The following is a 20,460-nucleotide window of genomic DNA, read 5'->3' on the forward strand; positions in this document are numbered from 1 at the left end:
TCGGCATAAGGGTATGCCCGACAACCCCCTTTATCGGTAGTAAGTCCTTTTAGATCGCCCTAAGCTCTCCTAAATATTAAAGCTGCTTTCCACATTTCAAGGGGGACTAAGGGGGAGTTACAAGTGATTAATGTTACCTTGAGCTACTTCTGAGACATTCTATTAGAAGTGGGCAGAATAAAATGTACCTATACCCTGCTTAGTTTATGGCTAGTCAGAACGTGCAATGTCAGATTTAACTAACATTGAAAAGCTTAAGTTAAAAAAACTGCTCGTAATGAATCGTGGTTGTGTACTTGATTTTTCAGAATTTGATTTCCAGGAATTCATTCTACAAAGACTATCTATTGATATATACGATGAAAAATATAGTTATCGTGCTGGCTCAAACGCAAAGCGCTTAAGACGCTTTTGGGCAGTAGAACCCAACCCTATAGTAGGTGAACTTATAGAGAGGTTATTAGAATATTGGAGAGCAAAAAGTTTAATAAACAAAAAAGCTATTACTCCTGAAGATGAGATTCTATTCAATGAATGCCAGAAGATTGTTAAAAGGCTAAGAGGAGATATTGAAAGAACGAAGATTGAAGAGATTAAAGAACAGGAAAAATTCTCTCTAGCTCGATCCAAGATTTTGATTGAATTTGATAAATTTGCAAGCATGGAAAAGGTAGGAGACAAGAAGCAAAGGGGATTTTTGCTTGAAGACTTGCTAAACCGTATTTTTTCACTCCATGAAATTCCAGCACGGATGAGTTTTGAGAGAAATGAAGGTGGAGATCAGATAGACGGATCCTTTGAGCTTGATGGCTGGTACTGTTTAGTTGAATGCATATGGACTCAAAACCTAACAGATATAAGACAGCTTGACAGCCTTTATGGAGACATAAATCGTTCTGGTTGGCTGACAATAGGGCTGTTCTTATCAATTAACGGCTGGTCAAAGAATGTAGCTTCTTTGCTAAAGCAAAAGAATTATCAATCCATCATCTTAATGGATGGGCATGATTTGCGAGCCGTTCTGGTCGAACATAACAACTTGCATTTGAAAGACCTACTTCTAAAGAAGTTAGAGCGCTTAATGTTAGACGGAGAGCCTTTCTATAGTGCAACGTTGCTATTGCAGGATGTCTAAAAAGACTAAGCCATGATACTCAATAGCTAAGCTTCAAACTCCTAGTTTTAAGAGATTATGACCCTAAAATCGCATTTCGTCACGATCGCGAAATATAACGCTTGGGCGAATGCCAGACTCTACAAAATGGCTCATGAATTGCCCGATGAAGCTTATCGTCAAAACGTGGGTGCATACTTTGGCAGCTTGCAAGGAACCCTCAACCACATCCTCACCGCCGATCGCATTTGGATGCGTCGTATGACTGGGACTGGAGAGCATCCTGATAAATTAAACGCGATCGCCTTTGATGACTTGCCTTCCCTCCAAGCCGCCAGAGAAGCCGAAGACGATCGCATTCTGCAATTTATTGAAGGATTAACTGAAGCAGACCTTAATCAAGAGTTGAGCTATCACACGCTCGACGGAGCAGCTCACCGTCAACCTCTGGGCGAAATTCTCTCTCACTTCTTTAATCACCAGACTCACCATCGTGGTCAAGCTCATGCCATCCTCACCATCCTCGGTGTTGCTGAGCCCGTATCCCTTGACCTTTTAATGATGTTCCGAGAGGCTAAGGGTTCGTAAAGCGATCGCCATGCATAAAGCCAGCAGCATGAGATGAGCAGAAATAAACCCAGCTTCTGGTTGGTTAGAACGTGTCCATCGCCATTTATAGTGGAATTGCAGTCAATTCTTAAGCGATTGTGAAAGCAATTACTCTCCTCGGCTCCACTGGCTCGATTGGTACGCAAACGCTAGACATTGTTTCCCAATATCCCGATCAATTTCAGATTGTTGGGTTAGCGGCTGGAGGGAATGTCGAACTACTGGCGCAACAGATTCGGCAATTTAAGCCAGAAATCGTGGCCCTTTGTGACGAGGAGAAACTGCCAGAGCTGAAAGAGGCGATCGCAGACCTCGACCCCCAACCAATTCTACTCACGGGAGAGGCGGGAATTGTCGAGGTGGCACGCTATGGCGACTCAGAAGCCGTAGTTACTGGAATTGTTGGCTGTGCAGGTTTGTTACCCACGATCGCGGCTATTGAAGCCGGAAAAGATATTGCCCTCGCTAACAAAGAAACTCTGATTGCAGGTGGCCCAGTTGTGCTGCCCTTAGTCGAGAAACATGGCATCAAACTGTTGCCTGCCGACTCCGAGCACTCGGCTATTTTCCAGTGCTTACAAGGAGTTCCCAAAGGTGGACTGCGGCGAATTCTGCTGACCGCTTCCGGTGGTGCATTCCGCGATTGGCCTGTGGAGAAACTGCCCCAGGTGACAGTGGCTGATGCGCTTAAGCATCCCAACTGGTCAATGGGTCGGAAGATTACGGTAGACTCGGCCACCCTCATGAACAAGGGATTGGAAGTCATCGAAGCGCACTACCTCTTCGGCATGGACTACGACGACATCGAAATCGTCATCCATCCCCAGAGCATTATTCACTCACTAATTGAGCTGCAAGATACCTCTGTCTTGGCGCAGCTGGGTTGGCCCGATATGCGCCTACCTCTGCTCTACGCTCTGTCTTGGCCCGATCGCATCTACACCAACTGGGAACGCCTCGATTTAGTGAAAGCAGGCGACCTCACCTTCCGCGCTCCCGATCACCAGAAGTATCCTTGTATGCAGTTGGCTTATGCTGCGGGTCGTGCGGGTGGCTCGATGCCAGCGGTTCTCAACGCTGCAAATGAGCAAGCAGTAGCCCTGTTCCTCGACGAAAAGGTTCGCTTCTTAGATATCCCTCGCCTAATCGAAACCGCTTGCGATCGCTACCAAACCCAAAACTCAGCGACTCCAACCTTAGAAGACATTGTGGCGGCTGACCAATGGGCTAGACAAGCCGTTCTGCAAGCAACAGAAGAACTCAACCAAGGCGATCGCCTGATTTCTCTGCGCTAACATCGACTCATTCCAGTCATTTTCTTGGCACTTCAGTTATGCAGCGCCCAACCCATCAACATGTTCCACAAATTCTAGGAATGATCGTGTTATTGGGTGCGTTTCTGACTGGCTGTGCCACATCTAGCTCTCTCGCCGATGCAGCAAACTTAAATCACCAAGCTGAACAGTTTTATCAAGCTGGATTGGTTCGGTTGGAAGAGAAGGACTATCCAGGAGCCCTTGAAAACTGGGATAAAGCGATCGCGGCTGATTCTAGCTACAGTAATGCTTATTATCACCGAGGCTTAGTACATCGCTTGGCTGGGGACTACGCCAGTGCTTTGCAAGACTATAACAAAGCGATCCAACTTAACCCTGTCTCGATGATTGCCTATGACAATCGTGGTTTTGTGCGCTCAGAGTTAGGAGATAAGCAAGGGGCGATCGCTGACTATAGCCAAGCAGTTCGGCTCAATCCTAAGTTTGCTCCTGCCTACCACAGTCGCGGCAAGATTCTCTTAGAGCTGAACGATTACTCAAGTGCTATGCAAGACTTTAACCAGGCAATCCAGCAAGATTCGAGCTTTGGTCAGGCTTATTACTATCGAGGTAAAACGTATCTGAGTTTAGGCAATCGCGCTAAGGCACTGACAGATTTGCAACAGGCGGTCAAGTTACTGACTCTGCCTGAACACCAGTCGGATCGGCAAACAGCGATCGCCGCGATTCAACAGTTGCAGAAACCGTTAAAGTAGAAGCCGATTTCCTGCGACTAAGTCATTGCTGGAGGTGAGATGATGGGTGGAGAACTAATCCTGCTTCTAGTTGCCCTTATCGTAGCGGCGCTAGTTTTTACGGCTTTAATCAACCTTGTCAAAACCACAGTCAAAACGGCCATCTTGGTCGCTTTAGTGATTTTGGCTCTGCAACTGCTCTTTGGTATTGGTTTCCAAGAAGTATGGAATCAAGTGCTCCAAATTGTTCAGGCTGTTTGGCAGTTCCTGTTTGGCAGCTAATTGCAAGCCTGTTAGCTCACACCTACCAATCGAGCCAAGGCATCTTTGACAGCGGGCGGCAGTCTCCGCATAATTTTGCCTTTTTCCCGATCAACCGCTACCAAGATCACCCGCGCTGTCAGGTACAGTTCCGCGCCGTCCGGAGATTGAATCTGGTAATCCCAGTTGATTCGCACTCCATCCACATCGGCCATCCGAGCTTTCACGAGCGCCGACATCCCCAGGCGGAGGGAGCGATGATAGCGCACTGACAGATCTACTACAGGCAAGTCACAACCCAGCGCGACCAAGTCAGCATAATCAATGCCGATCGCGCGTAGGCATTCAATCCGAGCTTCTTCCATCCAAGCTACATAGGCACCGTGCCAAACGGCTCCAGCATAGTCAGTATGGTTAGGATGAACCCGCACCGGGTACTCAAACCAACTTCCCGATGCGAACAACGGTGGGCTTTGAATGGCTCCCGAAGTAGGGACTTGAGGTTGTATTTGTTTACTTTCCGACACGTTGCGATCGCCTAAAAAATCTAAGTTTTACATTAATTTCTAAACTAATTTTTACACTAGTTGTTCACATTATTTAAGTTTGCCTAGACCCAATTTTGCTGAATTAATTCAAACCGTCGATTTTTACTTCCCTCCCAAGACAAAAACTGACTTGGATTACTACAAAACCTTTACACAGATACTTTTGGCCTAATAATCGTGACATTTCTTAACAAGAAGTTGGAATCACAAATCTTTAAGAGAATAGGACCATTCACTATCCGTAGATATGATGATCTTGTAAGAAGAAGGCTAAAGTTTTTGAGCCATTCGATCATTCAACTTAATGAATGATTAAAAGGTGTTACCAATCACTGAACTGTTCAGGCATCAATTTAAGAAACTAGACAATTTTGTTGGGCACGAGGCGAAACCATGATTGAGAGAATTCTGCTAGCTGACTCCGGAAATGGACACTCTGAAGAGATGCTCAAGGCTTTAATGGCCATTCCGTCCATGCAACGGGCATCCGTTACAGTTCTCCACGTAGTGCAGCCCCAAATTACGGCTGAAGCAATGGCTGCAAAGCGAGAGCAAGGCCAGCAGCTCTTAGAGGCGGCTATACAATCCCTGCACCTTGATTCGGGCAACGTTACGACAATTTTACGGGAAGGCAATCCTAAGGATGAAGTCTGCCGCGTCGCTGATGAGATTGATGCCGATCTCGTGATTATGGGTTCCCGTGGCCTCAAGCGCCTAGAGGCAATTTTAGAAGACTCTGTCAGCCAGTATGTGTTCCAAGCTTCTTCTCGTCCCATGTTGTTCGTCAAGGACGACATTTATGTAAAGCAAATCCATCGCGTCATGGTAGCCATGGATAACTCTGACTCGGCTAAAAAGTCACTCGACTTAGCGACCTTCTTGTTGCGCGATGTGAAGGGCGGACAATTGCTCCTAACTCACGTTAATCCCAAGAAAGAAAGATCTGGTGTGACCATGCACAATCCAGAGCAAGATCCTGTCTTGGCCCCTGCTGTAGCAGCGGCGAAAAAGTGGGGCATTGCTTACCGTTGCATTTCCACCAGCGGTAAGCCCGGAGAAGAAATTTGTCGCTTAGCCGAAGAGATGAGCGTTGACCTGTTGATGTTAGGCTCTCCCGATCGCCGTCCTGCAATTGGCAAAGGCTTGCCTGATCTCGATCGCCTGCTAGGCGGTTCCCTATCCGATTACGTGCGGGTTTATGCCAATTGCCCTGTGTTGCTAGAGCGTACAGTCGGCTAAATTTGCAGTTAATTGAGTTGAGTCAACCAACCTGGGCTAGAGGCAGGCACTCCTGAAATCTAGTCCAGGTTGTTGCTTTGTGAAGCAAAACTTCTGAGCGGTTTTGCAGACGCTACTCTAGAGCCAAGCCTGTTTTAGAGGGTGAAACGTGGCAGAGAGAGTCAGAGCCGCTCGAAATCGTACCCTGACGTTGACAGAAGCGGAGCGATCGCATTACCAATCCCAACTGTTGCAGTTAAGTGGTCCAGTTACCGCTGATGTGCTGCTTAACCAAACCATCTGCCAAGACTTATTCCAAGTTTTGGACTGGTTGCCAGAGCAATTTGTGGATTTATTGGTGGTTGATCCTCCCTATAACCTCACCAAGCAGTTCAATCAGCAATGGGTGAAGCAGCGATCGCTAGAAGAGTACAGTGATTGGGTAGATAGCTGGTTGTCTCGCCTAGTACGAGTACTCAAGCCCACAGCTTCGGTTTATCTCTGTGGGGACTGGCAATCTTCTCTCGCCCTTTATGCGATCGCCTCGCGCTATCTCACAGTCCGCAATCGCATCACCTGGGAACGCGAAAAAGGTCGAGGAGCCAAAGCCAATTGGAAAAACTGCGCCGAAGATATTTGGTTTTGTACCGTCTCAAAAGACTACTACTTCGATGCTGAGTCCGTGCAACTGAAGCGCCAAGTTCGCGCTCCCTATACAGATAGTGGGGGCCAGCCTAAAGATTGGCAAAATACCTCAGAGGGCAACTTTCGGTTGACCGCAGCCTCCAATCTCTGGACCGACATGACCGTGCCCTTCTGGTCTATGCCCGAAAACACTGACCATCCCACCCAAAAACCAGAGAAGCTAATTGCCAAAATTATCTTGGCTAGCTCACCCGTGGGTGCTGTGGTTCTCGATCCATTTCTTGGCTCTGGAACGACTTCTGTGGTCGCTAAGAAGTTGGAGCGGCAGTTTGTAGGAATTGAGTTGGATGAATATTATGCTTGCTTGGCGGCTAAACGTTTGGCTCTAGCAGAGAGCGATCGCCACATTCAGGGCTACTGCGATCGCGTGTTCTGGGAGCGCAACAGCCTACCCCACCAAAGAACTTTGCTCAAACGGAGAGTTTGAGCGCAGCCATAGCAAAAGCGCCACACTCTATAACAAGTTGGCGCTTAGCAGTATCAATCCAATTCAGTTGATCGGAAGCGTAAATTAACCCAAGTTTTGCAGCCGTCGAGAGGAAAGTAAAAGCACAACCCAAACGTCTCTACGATCTCTCAAGCAAACTATTTGTCTTGGTCTGCTGATTGTCGGCTGGCAGTTTGGATATAGAGAATCAGCAAAAATACTGCTGGAACCAACACAAACAGAATACTTGCGACAAAGCCTAATTCATTAACTTCCATTACCCAGCCTCAAATTCATTTCAAAGTTACTAACAGGCCCAGCTCACTCAAGTAAACAAGTTGCCGCCACTGGCAATGCTGTTGTTAGAACTGGGCTTTGTAAAGAGCCTTCAGTGCTCTGTCTATCTTGTATCACAGATGGGTCGCCTGCCAACACCTACCCTCAATCTCTCCTTAAGAGCTTTTAGGCTTAGTGTTCACGCTCACAGGCCCATTTACGAGAGCTTGGCAAGCTAATCGATAGTTATCAGGCTTCTTTTTGAGTTTGCGATCTTCCACCTCAGTGCGAGGAGAGAGATGATCTAGCCCTTCTACAACCTCGACAATACAGGTACCACATTGGCCATACCCGCCGCAGTTCGTCATCTTACCAATGAAGGTATAAATATCAATCCCATTCTCGATCGCCTTAAATCTCAGGTTGGCTCCATCCGCTGCGATGATCTCTTTATTCTCTTTAATGAACTTAATATTTCCCATACCCGATACCCGTTCCCCTCTTTATCCCTTCGTTACATTCACCCATCATCACAAAAGCCGCTCCATCCAAGTGGCATGGGCATTGCAGCAAAAATGTATCAGCTTAGCCACTCAAGGTTCAAGAAATGCAAAGTCTCTCTCAGAATCAAAGCTTCCCGTTTCTAAGCTAACAAATGACTTGCTGCTGATCTGACCCAGGAGGCCCATTCTGCCAGCTCTTAGTTAGAAACCGGAAGATGTCAGGATCTTGAAGGCTGTTACAAGTCACGAAGGACTATTGCGGAACCATCAACTTTGCTTGCATTAGGCTCTAACACTGGTTACACTTCTTTATACATTTCATCTTTATAAGCGCATTGTCAAACTGCTTAAGCTGTCTTGTTTAGAGGCAATTTTGGTAGACAGTGCTAAACGGCAAAAGAGTTACAGCGGTTCTAGATCTGGTAGGTTTATCAGTATCCGGCACCTTAACAAAATGCTGAAAGAAGCGTTGAAGTAGGAATATCTAGAGGAGGAGCGTAGTCAATGGGACTACCCTGGTACCGAGTACACACAGTCGTTCTGAATGACCCAGGGCGACTGATTTCTGTACACCTAATGCATACTGCACTTGTGGCAGGCTGGGCCGGTTCAATGGCGTTATATGAACTGGCTATTTTCGATCCTAGCGATGCTGTCCTGAATCCCATGTGGCGTCAGGGCATGTTTGTTCTACCCTTTATGGCTCGCTTGGGCGTCACCCAATCCTGGGGTGGCTGGAGCATTGCAGGTGAAGCGGCAGCCAATCCTGGTATCTGGTCATTTGAAGGTGTTGCAGCTGCTCACATTATCCTTTCCGGTCTGCTATTCCTCGCTGCCTGCTGGCACTGGGTTTATTGGGATCTAGAACTGTTCAGAGATCCTCGGACTGGTGAACCTGCCCTCGACTTGCCAAAAATGTTTGGCATTCATTTGTTCTTGTCTGGTCTACTCTGCTTTGGCTTTGGTGCATTCCATTTGTCAGGCTTGTTTGGACCTGGAATGTGGGTTTCCGACCCCTATGGCTTAACAGGTAGTGTCCAGCCTGTAGCTCCAGAGTGGGGACCTGCTGGATTTAACCCCTTTAACCCTGGTGGTATTGTGGCTCACCACATTGCTGCTGGAACGGTTGGAATTATTGCTGGTTTATTCCACCTCAGTGTTCGTCCTCCAGAGCGTCTTTACAGAGCGCTGCGGATGGGTAACATCGAGACTGTACTCTCTAGCAGTATTGCGGCTGTTTTCTTCGCTGCCTTTGTGGTCGCAGGTACGATGTGGTATGGCAATGCTGCCACCCCCATTGAGCTGTTTGGGCCAACTCGTTATCAGTGGGACCAAGGTTACTTCCATCAAGAAATCAACCGTCGTGTTGAAGCCAGCGTTGCTGGAGGCGGCAGTCTCGAAACAGCTTGGTCAGAGATTCCTGAGAAGCTAGCGTTCTACGACTATGTGGGCAACAACCCTGCGAAGGGTGGTTTGTTCCGTACAGGTCCGATGAATAAAGGTGATGGAATCGCTCAGACTTGGCTAGGACACCCTGTCTTCACGGACTCTGAAGGTCGCGAGCTGTTTGTGCGCCGTATCCCTAACTTCTTTGAGAACTTCCCAGTTGTCTTGACTGACAGCGAAGGTGTAGTTCGGGCAGATATCCCATTCCGTCGGGCTGAATCTAAATACAGCTTTGAGCAGACTGGTGTAACTGTCAGCTTCTACGGTGGTGAATTGGATGGTCAAACATTCAATGATCCTGCGACTGTGAAGCGTTATGCTCGTGCGGCTCAATTGGGTGAGCCCTTCCAGTTCGATCGCGAAACTCTAAACTCTGACGGGGTATTCCGGACTAGCCCTCGTGGTTGGTTCACCTTCGGACATGCCGTCTTTGCGCTCTTGTTCTTCTTCGGTCACATCTGGCACGGCTCTCGGACTCTATTCCGCGACGTGTTTGCTGGGGTTGAGGCTGACCTTGAGGAGCAAGTTGAGTGGGGTCTGTTCCAGAAAGTGGGTGACAAGAGCACTCGCCGGAAGGAAGCTGTCTAAGACTCTGGAGAAATTGCTGAGAATGGTCTAACGACGTCTCAACCTATAGAGGTTAATTCGTTAGGCCGTTCTTCTCCTTCTGTTGATAAACTAATAGTTAGCTAGATTGCTCAGGAATTTTTGACATGGAAGCCGTTGCTTACATTTTGATTTTGACTTTGGCGATCGGAGTGCTGTTCTTTGCGATCGCCTTCCGTGAGCCACCCCGGATCGGTAAATAGCTTCAGATTTCAGTAAAATTACATTACTGGTGTAAAATTCTCCCAGAAGCAACAATTCAAAGTTTTTGATGACCTGAGCCTCGGCGCTGTTCTTAGAGAGTTTTACTTCTCTGCCTCTGAACAGGTTGCAATTGAAGCGGCTCAGGTTTTCACCTTTGATTCTTTTCCTGCTCAAAGGATTAGGTAAGTATGCGGTGTCCCTTCTGCCAACACCCTGATAATCGCGTTCTTGAGTCTCGTTCTGCGGAGGCGAGTCAAAGTGTGCGGCGGCGGCGGGAATGCTTGAAGTGTGGTCGCCGTTTTACGACATACGAACGCATTGAGTATGTGCCGATCGCAATCATTAAACGAGATGGCGATCGCGAATCATTTGACCGTTCCAAACTGCTCAGAGGAATTGTGCGGGCTTGCGAGAAAACGGGCATCGGCTCAGACCGACTAGAAGCTTTAGTCGACGAAATTGAAGCTGAACTACAGCAAAGAGCAGTACGCGAAGTGCCGAGCACCGAGATTGGTGAATTAGTATTGCAGCGCCTACAGTTTCTGAGTGAAGTTGCTTATATTCGATTTGCCTCAGTCTATCGTCAATTTCGAGGGATTCGAGACTTCATTGATACGCTCAATCACCTGCAAGGATGTCTCAATCAAGGAGAGGGCGCTAGTGAGGCTGCTGAGAGCAGCATTGATGTTGTAGCTGGCGCTGAGGCAGGATCTGAGCAAGAAACACCCGCTGCCTTTATGACCCATTCCTAAGCTTATTCCTAAGAATTATAAAACTGTTATAGAAATTCATAAAAACCCCTCTAAAGATATTAGCGGGGGAAGCTATTGCGTTATGATAGTTCTTCTGAACCCACAAACCATCTAGAGCAGATCTCCTACAATAGTGCTTGGGGGGGATACAGGTGTAGGCTGCACATTAGTAAACGTGCGTGTACATCGATAGGAGACGAAACTACCAAATAGATTAGACACTGGGAAACAATTAGCATGGTCAATCAGGAAACAACGGCTAAGGACATTGGCTTTACACACGACGATTTTGCAGCCCTACTCGACAAATACGATTATCATTTCAGCCCTGGCGATGTGGTCGCCGGCACAGTATTCAGCTTAGAACCGAGGGGCGCTCTGATTGACATCGGTGCTAAGACGGCTGCCTATATTCCCATTCAGGAAATGTCAATTAACCGCATTGACGCTCCCGAAGAAGTATTGCAGTCGAACGAAACTCGCGAATTTTTCATTTTGACGGATGAGAATGAAGACGGACAGTTAACTCTGTCTATTCGTCGAATTGAATACATGCGAGCTTGGGAGCGGGTCCGTCAGTTGCAAGCAGAAGATGCGACGGTTCGTTCTAGCGTATTTGCGACCAACCGGGGTGGCGCGCTGGTCAGAATTGAAGGATTGCGCGGCTTTATTCCTGGTTCTCACATCAGTACTCGTAAGCCTAAAGAAGAGCTGGTTGGCGAAGAGCTACCCTTAAAATTCTTAGAAGTAGACGAAGATCGTAACCGCCTAGTCCTCAGTCATCGTCGGGCGCTGGTTGAGCGTAAGATGAACCGCCTGGAAGTTGGTGAGGTGGTGATCGGTACCGTGCGCGGTATTAAGCCTTATGGTGCATTTATTGATATCGGTGGCGTGAGCGGTCTGTTGCACATCTCTGAAATTTCTCACGATCACATTGACACCCCCCACAGCGTTTTCAACGTCAATGATGAAGTGAAGGTCATGATCATTGACTTGGATGCTGAGCGTGGTCGGATTTCTCTCTCTACTAAGCAGCTGGAACCAGAACCCGGCGACATGGTAAAGAATCCTCAGGTTGTCTATGAAAAGGCAGAGGAAATGGCTGCTAAGTATCGTGAGCAGCTCCGAGCGCAGCAAGAGGGCGTGACCATCGAAGAGGTTCCTGCCGCAGTTGAGGAAGTCGAGGAAGAAGTGGTGGAAGCAGCAGCTCCTGAAGAAGTGGTAGAAGAGCAACCTTCAGCTGTAGAAATCTAGACTTTCAACGACTAGATTTCAGTTCCTGGGCTAGTGCTGCTACAGATCGTTTTTCTCTGTGAGCTAGCGATCAATTATCTAAGTGTTTTTGAATGAAGAGGGGCTGACTCCTCTTCATTTTTATTGCCTTTATTTTGTTGCTTTAATAAGTTCGCAGGAGGGATAGATTTGGCGATCGTTCGCTGCCAGCACTTAACCTTCACCAATATTGAAGCGGTGATTTTCGACAAGGATGGGACGCTGGCGAATTCAGAATCTTTTTTGATCAAGTTAGGTCAGATGCGATCGCACCTGCTAAATCTAGAAGTCCTAGGCATAGAAGCATCGCTGTTGAGAATGTTTGGTTTAGTAGGCGATCGCCTCAATCCTGCTGGCGCTTTAGCAGTGGGCAGTCGTCGCGAGAATGAAATTGCTGCTGCCGCTTATGTTGCGGCCACGGGTCGAGATTGGGTGCAGTCGTTAGCGATCGCTCAGACAGCCTTCAAAGCAGCAGATCAGCATTTTCAGCGTAAGGCTGACTACACAGCCGCTTATCCAGGTGCATTGCCTTGCTTGCGATCGCTCAAAACCTTTAGCGTGAAGACGGCTATTCTTTCCTCAGATAGCACCGATAATGTCGAAGATTTTGCTCAAAGGTATGAGTTAGAGCCGTATTTTGATCTACTAATGGGCACTGAATTAGGGCTCACGAAACCTGACCCCAGATTGCTTCAGCAGGCTTGCGCAGCGTTGGAGGTAGACCCTGCGGCAACGCTGGTGGTGGGTGATTCCAGTGCGGATTTGGTGATGGCGAAAGCAGCGGGAGCAGCAGGTGGGATTGGGGCAACCTGGGGATGGGCTGAGTCCTTCGATTTACCAGATGCAGATGTAGCGATCGCGCGGTGGGAAGAAATTGAAGTATTGAGCGCAGAATAAAAATTGCTTGCAAACCATTGATCTCCGTCAGAGAAGCACTTTGCCTATGGGAGCCTAGGTCGGGGGCTACGAGCATGACCACAAGTGGTATAATTCCGGAACTTAACCCCTGAGCGCTAGTCCGTTTAGCTAAAGAGAGGATATTTCCTTGTCTCGTCGCTACCTTTTTACATCTGAATCAGTTACCGAAGGCCACCCCGATAAGATTTGCGACCAAATCTCTGACACCATCTTAGATGCCCTCTTGGCTCAAGATCCCACTAGCCGAGTTGCGGCTGAAGTGGTTGTCAATACAGGTTTGGTTTTGATTACTGGCGAAATTACTTCCAGAGCCAACGTCAACTACATTGAGCTAGCTCGCCAGAAAATTGCCGAGATTGGCTACACAGGTGCCGAGAACGGCTTCTGTTCCAATAGTTGCTCCGTCTTAGTAGCTTTAGATCGGCAATCCCCCGACATCGCTCAGGGTGTGAACGCGGCACAGGAGCGCCGCGAAGAGTCCAGCACAGAAGACCTGGATGTCACCGGAGCAGGCGACCAAGGCATTATGTTTGGTTTTGCTTGCAACGAAACACCAGAACTGATGCCCTTGCCGATCAGTCTGGCTCACCGAATTGCCCGTCGCTTAGCAAGCGTTAGAAAAACGGGGCAACTGTCTTACTTACGCCCAGACGGTAAAACTCAAGTCACGGTCGCTTACGAAGATGGCCGTCCGGTTGGCATCGATACTATTTTAATCTCTACGCAGCATACAGCTACCATCGGTGACATTACTGATGAGGTTGCGGTGCAAGCCAAGATCAAGGAAGATTTGTGGTCTTTGGTCGTAGAACCAATCTTTGCAGATATTTCTGTGGAACCCGATGAGAACACGCGCTTCCTCGTAAATCCTACAGGCAAGTTTGTCATTGGTGGCCCTCAGGGTGACTCTGGTCTGACGGGACGCAAAATTATTGTGGATACCTATGGAGGTTACTCTCGTCACGGTGGCGGCGCTTTCTCTGGAAAAGATCCCACTAAAGTAGATCGCAGTGCTGCTTATGCTTGCCGTTATGTCGCTAAAAACATTGTGGCGGCTGGACTAGCGGAGAAGTGTGAAGTGCAGTTAAGCTATGCCATTGGTGTGGCTCGCCCAGTCAGCATCATGCTGGAGACTTTTGGTACGGGCAAGGTAGATGATGAGAAACTCCTAGAGCTAGTGCAAGAGCACTTTGAGTTGCGTCCAGCGGGTATCATCAAAGCCTTTAATTTGCAAAAACTCCCTGCTGAGCGGGGTGGTCGCTTCTACCAAGATGTGGCTGCTTATGGTCATTTGGGCCGCACTGACCTAGAGTTGCCTTGGGAGAAAACCGATAAGGCAGAGCTACTAAAGGAAGCTCTGACCCTGTCTAGCGCTTTAGCTTAGTCCTAAGTTACCTATCAAGCGATCGCCACTCTTTATTGGGTCGCGATCGCTTTGTCTTTTCAGCATTCAGGGTTCTAGCCTCAGAAGTGTTAATAACGGACTTGTAGCGTTACAATCGCTGCAACTTCCTGCTCTCCACCAATTATGGGCGTAGGCACTTTGCTGTTTTGAGTTAATTCTCCAGCGATCGCCATTGGCATCGGTGGGGGCATTTGGTTACCACCCATTACTTGAACGTTGACGATTTCTCGTTGTTGGAGATCTAAAGCACCTAACGCGGCACTCACTTGAGTTTTAGCTTTGTCGGTGGCTTCTCGAATTGCATCTTGCTGCGCTGTGGCGATCGCTTCGTCAGAGGCAGCAAAGGAAACGCTATCAATCCGGGTTGCGCCTGCTTTGACAGCATCATCTAGTAAGGTGCCAACTTTGTCTGTCGGCATGCGAAAGCTGACCATGTTTGCCCCCGAGTAGCCTTTGATGCTCTGTTCTCCATCTTTATAGCTGTATTGAGGACTGAGCCGAATGCCAGTGGTTTCTAGCTTTTCGACTTGGCGAGACTGGAGGAGCTCAACCACAGCTTGCGATCGCTGAGCCACTTGTTGTTGCACAGCCTCAGCCGTCTGATTCTGGACTTCCACTCCCAGTTGAACTTGAGTGAGCGTCGTCGGAATATTGACTTCACCTTTACCCGAAACCATTAAGGTTCTAGTGAGTGGGCTGGTGTTTGACGGAGCTTGGCAAGCGCCTAGTCCGATGACACCCAATAACAGGAATGCAGCTTTTAAATAGTGATTTCTGGTGCTAATAAAACGACTTAGATGGGCACAGTTCATATATCCTCAACACTTAAATCGAGCGGATATATCTACTGTGTCACTGGCGTCCTTGGGCAGGGTGGCAAGTTACAGTTTTGGAAACCTCAGATTTTGGGGTTCAGTTTTTGCGAAATCCAGCTAGCGGCTCCACTGACTAAGGCTCCTGCCATCAGAATTCCTAGCGCTGGGGTAAATACGGGGTCCCAGAGCTTGTACCACAAATCTAAGCCTAGAGGAACGCCCGCAGAACGGCCTATCACTGCGATCGCGAGCCAGAAGAAGCTAAATAAAACTAAAAATAAATCAGCAACAAGCGCTAGATTAATCCACTTTAAAAGGTTGTCTTTCATCAATTGTTTAGGCTGAGAGCCACAAAAAATAGATTACAAAAAAAGATGGCCGTACTTGCAATGAGTACAGCCACAATTGTAGAAGCAGAATTGATAATTTTGAAATTAACTATCTAAAAAGTCTGCTTAGTCCAGATCGTTCATTGCTTCTCCGGGAATGCTCAGATCGTCTGGATCTACATAGTGGCAAACTGCATCATCAATACAAATCAAAGCCCAGCCTGATTGATCCATCCCAACCAGCCTGTAAGAAGTTTCTTGAACAAAAAATCCTTTGTGATTCCGAGTTTCTGGCTTAACAGCGACATTCTCAATGATCATGGCGGCCTAACTCCGTGAATGTTAAAAATGAACCAGCGATAAAGCTAAAAGCTCAGCTTATCGCTTAGTTCATAAAATCTTATCATTAGATTTTCGGATTTATCGTTAAGTTGTTTGAGTAATTGTTGAGCGATATAAATAGACAGAGAGTTTTATATCTCTAAACGCTCAGTTCATTACCACATGCAGCTCCTAGGCCTCGAATAGCCACTGCTGAACTCGCTGCAAACTCTTCCAATCGGGTTTTCTGCTTAATCCTTCTTCAAGATTTTGTTTAACTTCGTCCTCTAATTCTTTAGCCACCATCATGATCTGTTGAGCTAACTCAATATGATCACGGACGCCTTTTTTGGAGGTTTCCAGCATGGCGATCGCTAAATTTACTTGGGCTTGCGGATCTTGCGAATTGAGTTTGACGGCTTTTTGCGCTGCATTGTAAGCCTGGGTAGGTTTGTTATCTAAGAGATACAGCCAAGCTAAGCAAGTCCAAGCAGGGCTACTTTTGCGGGCCCGCTCGCAAATATCTTTGAACACAGGAATTAAGGTGTCTGGGCCTTCTCCTGCCTTGTAGCGTTCAATGCTTGCATCAAAGAGATCTTCAATGGTCTGAGTCATATCAGTTCAAAACTTGAATGGTTGAGATGGCAGCAATAAATTAAACCATGCTGAGGGGAGCATGGTTCGTAGTTTTGGACTAATTTTGGGCTACGGTTCTAAACTCAAAGCTGGCTAATTAAGCTGAGAATGACTTCCCGCAACCACAAGTCTGAGAAGCGTTGGGATTGGTGAATTGGAAGCCACCGCCAATTAAGGCATCATTGTAGTCCAGCACTAAACCATATAAGTAGAGCAAACTCTTGCGATCGCAGATGACTTTGAAACCGTCATAGTCAAACACGTCATCGTCTTCACGAATATCCTTGGGGTCAGCAAAATCCATCAGGTAGGACATGCCAGAACAACCGCCATTGCGCACTCCTACCCGCAGGCAGAGATCTTTACCTTGCTTTTCTCGCAGCGCGAGCACTTGGCGGAGGCCATTTTCCGTTAGCAAAATTCCTTGTTGAGACTGAGTTGCTTGTGTCATTGCTCGGTGTGACTCCTTATGCTTCTTAAAACGTAGATTGCTTCAGCTTTTCAGTCTATTTTCTGAAGGGTATTTCAGCTAAATTGGTTGTACCAGCCAAACCCCTCAAACTCGCTGTGATGGTTCTACTCTAGATCTTAACCTCGATAGCCGATTGCTCGAACGCGATTGCAGCTGAGCGATTGCAAACTAGCCATGTCTGCTGTGCTTTTCCCTTGTGTTCTTAATGGCTTAGGTTAAGCCAGATTTAGTACGATAAATTCTCTAGCAGAAGTTTTTTGCGTAGGTCGCTGGCATTGCCATTGGCGCTGCAAGGCTGACTGGGCAACAGCCCCTGAATTTTGCTTGCTTCTCAGCTCTGCCCGACGAGCCCCACGTTTCAGCTTTAATATGGCTACCATTGAGCTTTCCCCTTTGTCCTAGCCTTCTATAATCACTGGTTCGGTCTATGACTACTCTGACTCCCCCCACCTGTCGTCGCCTGCAAAACTTGCAACAAATTCCTAGTGTTTGGGAGGGCGATCGCCGTCCATTGACCGATAGCGCAGCGGCAAGTGTTGGGGCAGAGCTGAAAGGGGAAGGGGAATGCATTCTCTGGGTAGACGGTTCGCAGGCAGTGGTGCGAGCGATGGATATTGTGCCCTTAGAAACAGGTGCAGAGGCGGTGGTTCGAGCCCTTTTGCAAGCAATGGAGCATCCTCATAGCCCTGCCTTACCAGGTCGTCCGCAAAAGATTGTGGTGCGCGATCGCGAACTTCAGTTTTTCCTCCGGGGTGTTCTCCAAAATCTGGACATTGTGATTGATTATGTGCCAGACCTACCCCTGATTGATGAAATCTTTAAGGGCTTTCAAGAAGCTGCTAGCGTCCGCCCGCCTCAACTGCCTCCGGCTTATGCCAAAGCCTTGACTGAGAAAGCTTATGAGCTTTGGGACGGTGAGCCTTGGGAAATTTTAGGCGAGCATCAAATTTTAGCCATCGAGATTAATCAATGGGATGTGGAGACCCTCTATGCTTGCGTCATGGGCATGATGGGCATGGAATATGGCATTCTGCTCTATCGTTCGTTGGATTCCCTGAAGCAATTTCGTCAACAGATCCTAAACCAAGACTCAAGCGATCACATGGAATCTGCGTTCCTAAAGCAAGATTGCATGTTTATCACCTTCGAGCAGACGGAAGATGAAACTGACGACGAAACGCTTGATTTGTCAGAATTGCCACCTTCGGAAGTACAACCTAGCTTTGGCAATTTGCACCCACTGGAGCGCATGCGATCGTATTTGTATGAGGAAGAAGCGATCGCCTGTTCAATTGCCGCAGAAGCGCTCCATCGCTTTTTTCGGCAGCATGGCAAAAAACTATCGCTCGAACACTTCCCGGCTATTAGTAGCCGCTACCGCATTCCGTTGGCTGAACTAGGCATAAAATCCAAGCAATCACAGATTTCCGTCCAAGTTTCTACCTTGCCCGATGTTGCTGCTGAATTAGCGGCATTGACGGATGACGAAGACGAGGATTTAGACTTTCCGGTGCTGCGCGATGATTTGGTGCCCAAGGATTGTCTACGCTGGCTAGAAATTTTGCCCTGGGAAACTGTCGAACTCTTGAGAAAAGACTCAGGCTTTTATCAACTCGCTGATACCCGCGCTGAAGCAGTAGGTGAAGGTCTCCCTGTTGTGTTCATTCAAACCTCGCAGCCCAAAGCCAAAGCTTTGATCCAAGGTCTAGAAGCGGCAGGCGGCCTAAACGCTATTTGTTTTAACCCTGGTGAAGATCCGTTTGCGGGGACAACTTACGACTTAGGGGTTCTGCAAACTAACAACGGAGATCTGCATTTATTTGAAGAGTTTATTGAGGAGAATGCTGCTTACACAGCCGCTCGCAAAAAATGGGAGCGAGTTTGTAAAAAAACGAAAAGCTGTTGCGGCTTAGTGATTGCTAAAGGAGTAACTGGGGCTTCCCGTGGCAAACCACCCGTCAAAGACATGCTGGCGTTGATGGAAGCGCGATCGCTCTCCGCCGAAGAACTAGGCATTGGCCCAATGGAGCTGAAGTTAGAGATCGATTGGGTCTGAACCTCACTTGCTCACTCTGTCTTAAAATATGTAAAGCAATTATCAGGAAAGGCAGAATGCGAGTTGCGATCGTTGGGGCGGGGCTTGCTGGCATGGCCGCAGCCGTCGATTTAGTCGATGCAGGGCATGAAGTAGAGATTTTTGAGTCTCGTCCGTTTGTGGGTGGCAAAGTTGGCAGTTGGGTAGACGCTGACGGCAACCACATCGAGATGGGCCTGCATGTGTTCTTCTTTAACTACGCCAATCTGTTTGCGTTGATGAAAAAGGTTGGCGCATTTGAGAATTTGCTGCCCAAGCAACACACGCATACCTTCGTCAATCGCGGCGGTGTAGTGAAGGAACTCGATTTCCGCTTTCCCATCGGTGCCCCCTTCAACGGTCTGAAAGCCTTCTTTACCACAGGGCAGTTGTCGCTCCTCGATAAACTGCAAAATGCGATCGCCCTCGGCACCAGCCCGATGATTCGCGGCTTGATCGACTACGAAGGTGGCATGAAACAAATTCGGGCGCTCGATCGCGTCAGTTTTGCTGAGTGGTTCCGCAGTCATGGTGGCTCGAATGGTAGCCTGAAGCGGATGTGGAACCCGATCGCCTACGCCTTGGGTTTCATCGACACGGAAAACATCTCGGCTCGCTGCATGCTGACGATCTTCCAGATGTTCGCCACCAAAACCGAAGCCTCCAAGCTGAACATGCTCAAAGGCTCTCCGCACGAGTATTTGCTCAAGCCGATTGTGAATTATTTAGAATCGCGCGGCACTAAGATTCACACCCGTCGCGGTGTCCGCAAAGTCCTGTTTGAAGACGCAGGTGATCAAACCAAAGTCACTGGGTTAGTGATTGCTAACGGTGACACCGAAGAAACCGTTACTGCGGATGCTTACCTCTGTGCCTGTGATGTACCGGGGGTGCAACGCCTCCTACCTTCCGAATGGCGGCAATGGTCCGAGTTCGACAATATCTACAAGCTCGATGCGGTTCCTGTAGCGACGGTTCAACTGCGGTTTGATGGTTGGGTGACGGAACTACAAGACCCCCAAGCTCGTAAACAATTAGAGCACGCTGCCGGAATTGATAACCTGCTCTACACGGCTGATGCAGACTTTTCTTGCTTCTCCGATTTGGCGCTGTCTAGTCCTGCCGATTACTACCGTCCGGGGCAAGGGTCATTGTTGCAGTTGGTGTTGACTCCGGGCGATCCGTTTATTAAACAGAGTAACGAGGCGATCGCTCAGCATGTCCTCAAGCAAGTGCATGACCTGTTCCCCTCTTCGCGAGAACTGAACATGACCTGGTATAGTGTCGTCAAACTGGCGCAATCGCTGTACCGCGAAGCTCCAGGCATGGACCCCTACCGTCCTCCCCAAAAAACCCCGATCGCCAACTTCTTCCTGGCAGGGAGCTACACCCAGCAAGACTACATCGATAGCATGGAAGGAGCCACACTGTCCGGGGGACAAGCCGCTAAAGCAATTTTGGCTAGTTTTTCTCAAGTGACTGAGAACCGCCAACCTATCGCAGTTAACGCTTAACTCACTAACCCCCTTAATAAGGGG

24 protein-coding genes are annotated in these 20,460 nt (G+C 48.2%); 15 read left to right on the plus strand and 9 right to left on the minus strand.

All coding sequences use genetic code 11. The features are described from left to right. Positions 1 to 226: 226 nt before the first annotated feature. From H6F90_RS24260 to H6F90_RS24280, 5 genes are all read left to right on the plus strand, one after another. Positions 227 to 1,135 carry a hypothetical protein gene (locus H6F90_RS24260; protein WP_190554648.1) on the plus strand — a complete coding sequence of 303 codons (909 nt, stop codon included), beginning with the start codon at positions 227 to 229 and terminating at the stop codon, positions 1,133 to 1,135. Positions 1,136 to 1,192: 57 nt separating this feature from the next. Next, the gene (locus H6F90_RS24265; protein WP_190554649.1) at positions 1,193 to 1,702 is read left to right on the plus strand and encodes a DinB family protein; all 510 of its coding nucleotides are present in this window, start codon (positions 1,193 to 1,195) and stop codon (positions 1,700 to 1,702) included. Between the two features lie 119 nt (positions 1,703 to 1,821). Continuing rightward, on the plus strand, positions 1,822 to 3,018 hold the full coding sequence (gene dxr, locus H6F90_RS24270) for a 1-deoxy-D-xylulose-5-phosphate reductoisomerase (RefSeq protein WP_190554650.1): 1,197 nt from the start codon (positions 1,822 to 1,824) through the stop codon (positions 3,016 to 3,018). 38 nt (positions 3,019 to 3,056) lie between these two features. Next, the gene (locus H6F90_RS24275) at positions 3,057 to 3,755 is read left to right on the plus strand and encodes a tetratricopeptide repeat protein (protein WP_190554651.1); all 699 of its coding nucleotides are present in this window, start codon (positions 3,057 to 3,059) and stop codon (positions 3,753 to 3,755) included. Between the two features lie 39 nt (positions 3,756 to 3,794). Further along, positions 3,795 to 4,016 carry a hypothetical protein gene (locus tag H6F90_RS24280; RefSeq protein WP_242024614.1) on the plus strand — a complete coding sequence of 74 codons (222 nt, stop codon included), beginning with the start codon at positions 3,795 to 3,797 and terminating at the stop codon, positions 4,014 to 4,016. An 11-nt stretch (positions 4,017 to 4,027) separates the two neighbouring features. Here H6F90_RS24280 and H6F90_RS24285 read toward each other — a convergent pair whose 3' ends face one another. Then, on the minus strand, positions 4,028 to 4,522 hold the full coding sequence (locus H6F90_RS24285; RefSeq protein ID WP_190554652.1) for a thioesterase family protein: 495 nt from the start codon (positions 4,520 to 4,522) through the stop codon (positions 4,028 to 4,030). A gap of 414 nt (positions 4,523 to 4,936) precedes the next feature. On the opposite strand from H6F90_RS24285, the gene H6F90_RS24290 reads away from it, so the two are divergent. Both H6F90_RS24290 and H6F90_RS24295 read left to right on the plus strand, forming a co-directional pair. Continuing rightward, the gene (locus tag H6F90_RS24290; protein WP_190554653.1) at positions 4,937 to 5,782 is read left to right on the plus strand and encodes a universal stress protein; all 846 of its coding nucleotides are present in this window, start codon (positions 4,937 to 4,939) and stop codon (positions 5,780 to 5,782) included. A 148-nt stretch (positions 5,783 to 5,930) separates the two neighbouring features. Then, a complete protein-coding gene (locus tag H6F90_RS24295) occupies positions 5,931 to 6,893 on the plus strand; it encodes a DNA methyltransferase (protein ID WP_190554654.1) in 963 nt (320 codons plus the stop codon). Between the two features lie 158 nt (positions 6,894 to 7,051). Here the strand turns inward: H6F90_RS24295 and psbM are convergent, their stop codons facing one another. After that, a complete protein-coding gene (psbM, locus tag H6F90_RS24300; protein ID WP_190433838.1) occupies positions 7,052 to 7,171 on the minus strand; it encodes a photosystem II reaction center protein PsbM in 120 nt (39 codons plus the stop codon). A gap of 174 nt (positions 7,172 to 7,345) precedes the next feature. Then, the gene (locus H6F90_RS24305; RefSeq protein ID WP_190433836.1) at positions 7,346 to 7,651 is read right to left on the minus strand and encodes a 2Fe-2S iron-sulfur cluster-binding protein; all 306 of its coding nucleotides are present in this window, start codon (positions 7,649 to 7,651) and stop codon (positions 7,346 to 7,348) included. Between the two features lie 525 nt (positions 7,652 to 8,176). Here H6F90_RS24305 and psbB point away from each other — a divergent pair. From psbB to metK, 6 genes are all read left to right on the plus strand, one after another. After that, the gene (psbB, locus tag H6F90_RS24310; RefSeq protein WP_190554655.1) at positions 8,177 to 9,706 is read left to right on the plus strand and encodes a photosystem II chlorophyll-binding protein CP47; all 1,530 of its coding nucleotides are present in this window, start codon (positions 8,177 to 8,179) and stop codon (positions 9,704 to 9,706) included. A 125-nt stretch (positions 9,707 to 9,831) separates the two neighbouring features. After that, positions 9,832 to 9,927, plus strand: a complete 96-nt coding sequence (locus H6F90_RS24315; RefSeq protein WP_190433832.1) for a photosystem II reaction center protein T — start codon at positions 9,832 to 9,834, stop codon at positions 9,925 to 9,927. A 189-nt stretch (positions 9,928 to 10,116) separates the two neighbouring features. After that, positions 10,117 to 10,680, plus strand: coding sequence for a transcriptional regulator NrdR (gene nrdR / locus H6F90_RS24320; protein WP_190554656.1), 564 nt, complete (start codon positions 10,117 to 10,119; stop codon positions 10,678 to 10,680). A gap of 237 nt (positions 10,681 to 10,917) precedes the next feature. Continuing rightward, the gene (locus tag H6F90_RS24325; RefSeq protein WP_190554657.1) at positions 10,918 to 11,934 is read left to right on the plus strand and encodes a 30S ribosomal protein S1; all 1,017 of its coding nucleotides are present in this window, start codon (positions 10,918 to 10,920) and stop codon (positions 11,932 to 11,934) included. Between the two features lie 168 nt (positions 11,935 to 12,102). Then, positions 12,103 to 12,849, plus strand: a complete 747-nt coding sequence (locus H6F90_RS24330) for an HAD family hydrolase (protein WP_190554658.1) — start codon at positions 12,103 to 12,105, stop codon at positions 12,847 to 12,849. Positions 12,850 to 12,997: 148 nt separating this feature from the next. Continuing rightward, positions 12,998 to 14,254 (plus strand): methionine adenosyltransferase, encoded by a 1,257-nt coding sequence (gene metK / locus H6F90_RS24335; protein WP_199296131.1) that lies wholly within the window; start codon positions 12,998 to 13,000, stop codon positions 14,252 to 14,254. 89 nt (positions 14,255 to 14,343) lie between these two features. Here metK and H6F90_RS24340 read toward each other — a convergent pair whose 3' ends face one another. The 6 genes from H6F90_RS24340 to H6F90_RS24365 form a co-directional block, all read right to left on the minus strand. Further along, positions 14,344 to 14,952 carry an SIMPL domain-containing protein gene (locus H6F90_RS24340; protein WP_199296132.1) on the minus strand — a complete coding sequence of 203 codons (609 nt, stop codon included), beginning with the start codon at positions 14,950 to 14,952 and terminating at the stop codon, positions 14,344 to 14,346. Between the two features lie 221 nt (positions 14,953 to 15,173). Further along, positions 15,174 to 15,419 carry a hypothetical protein gene (locus H6F90_RS24345; protein ID WP_190554660.1) on the minus strand — a complete coding sequence of 82 codons (246 nt, stop codon included), beginning with the start codon at positions 15,417 to 15,419 and terminating at the stop codon, positions 15,174 to 15,176. A 126-nt stretch (positions 15,420 to 15,545) separates the two neighbouring features. Continuing rightward, positions 15,546 to 15,740 (minus strand): hypothetical protein, encoded by a 195-nt coding sequence (locus H6F90_RS24350; protein WP_190554661.1) that lies wholly within the window; start codon positions 15,738 to 15,740, stop codon positions 15,546 to 15,548. A gap of 192 nt (positions 15,741 to 15,932) precedes the next feature. Then, positions 15,933 to 16,355, minus strand: coding sequence for a hypothetical protein (locus H6F90_RS24355; RefSeq protein WP_190554662.1), 423 nt, complete (start codon positions 16,353 to 16,355; stop codon positions 15,933 to 15,935). A gap of 118 nt (positions 16,356 to 16,473) precedes the next feature. Continuing rightward, positions 16,474 to 16,827, minus strand: coding sequence for an iron-sulfur cluster assembly accessory protein (locus H6F90_RS24360; protein ID WP_190433816.1), 354 nt, complete (start codon positions 16,825 to 16,827; stop codon positions 16,474 to 16,476). Positions 16,828 to 17,063: 236 nt separating this feature from the next. Beyond that, a complete protein-coding gene (locus tag H6F90_RS24365) occupies positions 17,064 to 17,228 on the minus strand; it encodes a hypothetical protein (RefSeq protein WP_190554663.1) in 165 nt (54 codons plus the stop codon). Between the two features lie 47 nt (positions 17,229 to 17,275). Between H6F90_RS24365 and H6F90_RS24370 the strand changes: the two genes are divergently transcribed. Both H6F90_RS24370 and zds read left to right on the plus strand, forming a co-directional pair. Further along, on the plus strand, positions 17,276 to 18,904 hold the full coding sequence (locus tag H6F90_RS24370; protein ID WP_190554664.1) for a hypothetical protein: 1,629 nt from the start codon (positions 17,276 to 17,278) through the stop codon (positions 18,902 to 18,904). 56 nt (positions 18,905 to 18,960) lie between these two features. Next, the gene (gene zds, locus H6F90_RS24375) at positions 18,961 to 20,436 is read left to right on the plus strand and encodes a 9,9'-di-cis-zeta-carotene desaturase (protein WP_190554665.1); all 1,476 of its coding nucleotides are present in this window, start codon (positions 18,961 to 18,963) and stop codon (positions 20,434 to 20,436) included. Positions 20,437 to 20,460 lie beyond the last annotated feature (24 nt).

Source organism: Trichocoleus sp. FACHB-591 (genome assembly GCF_014695845.1).
In the GTDB taxonomy this organism is placed as follows: Bacteria; Cyanobacteriota; Cyanobacteriia; order FACHB-46; family FACHB-46; genus Trichocoleus.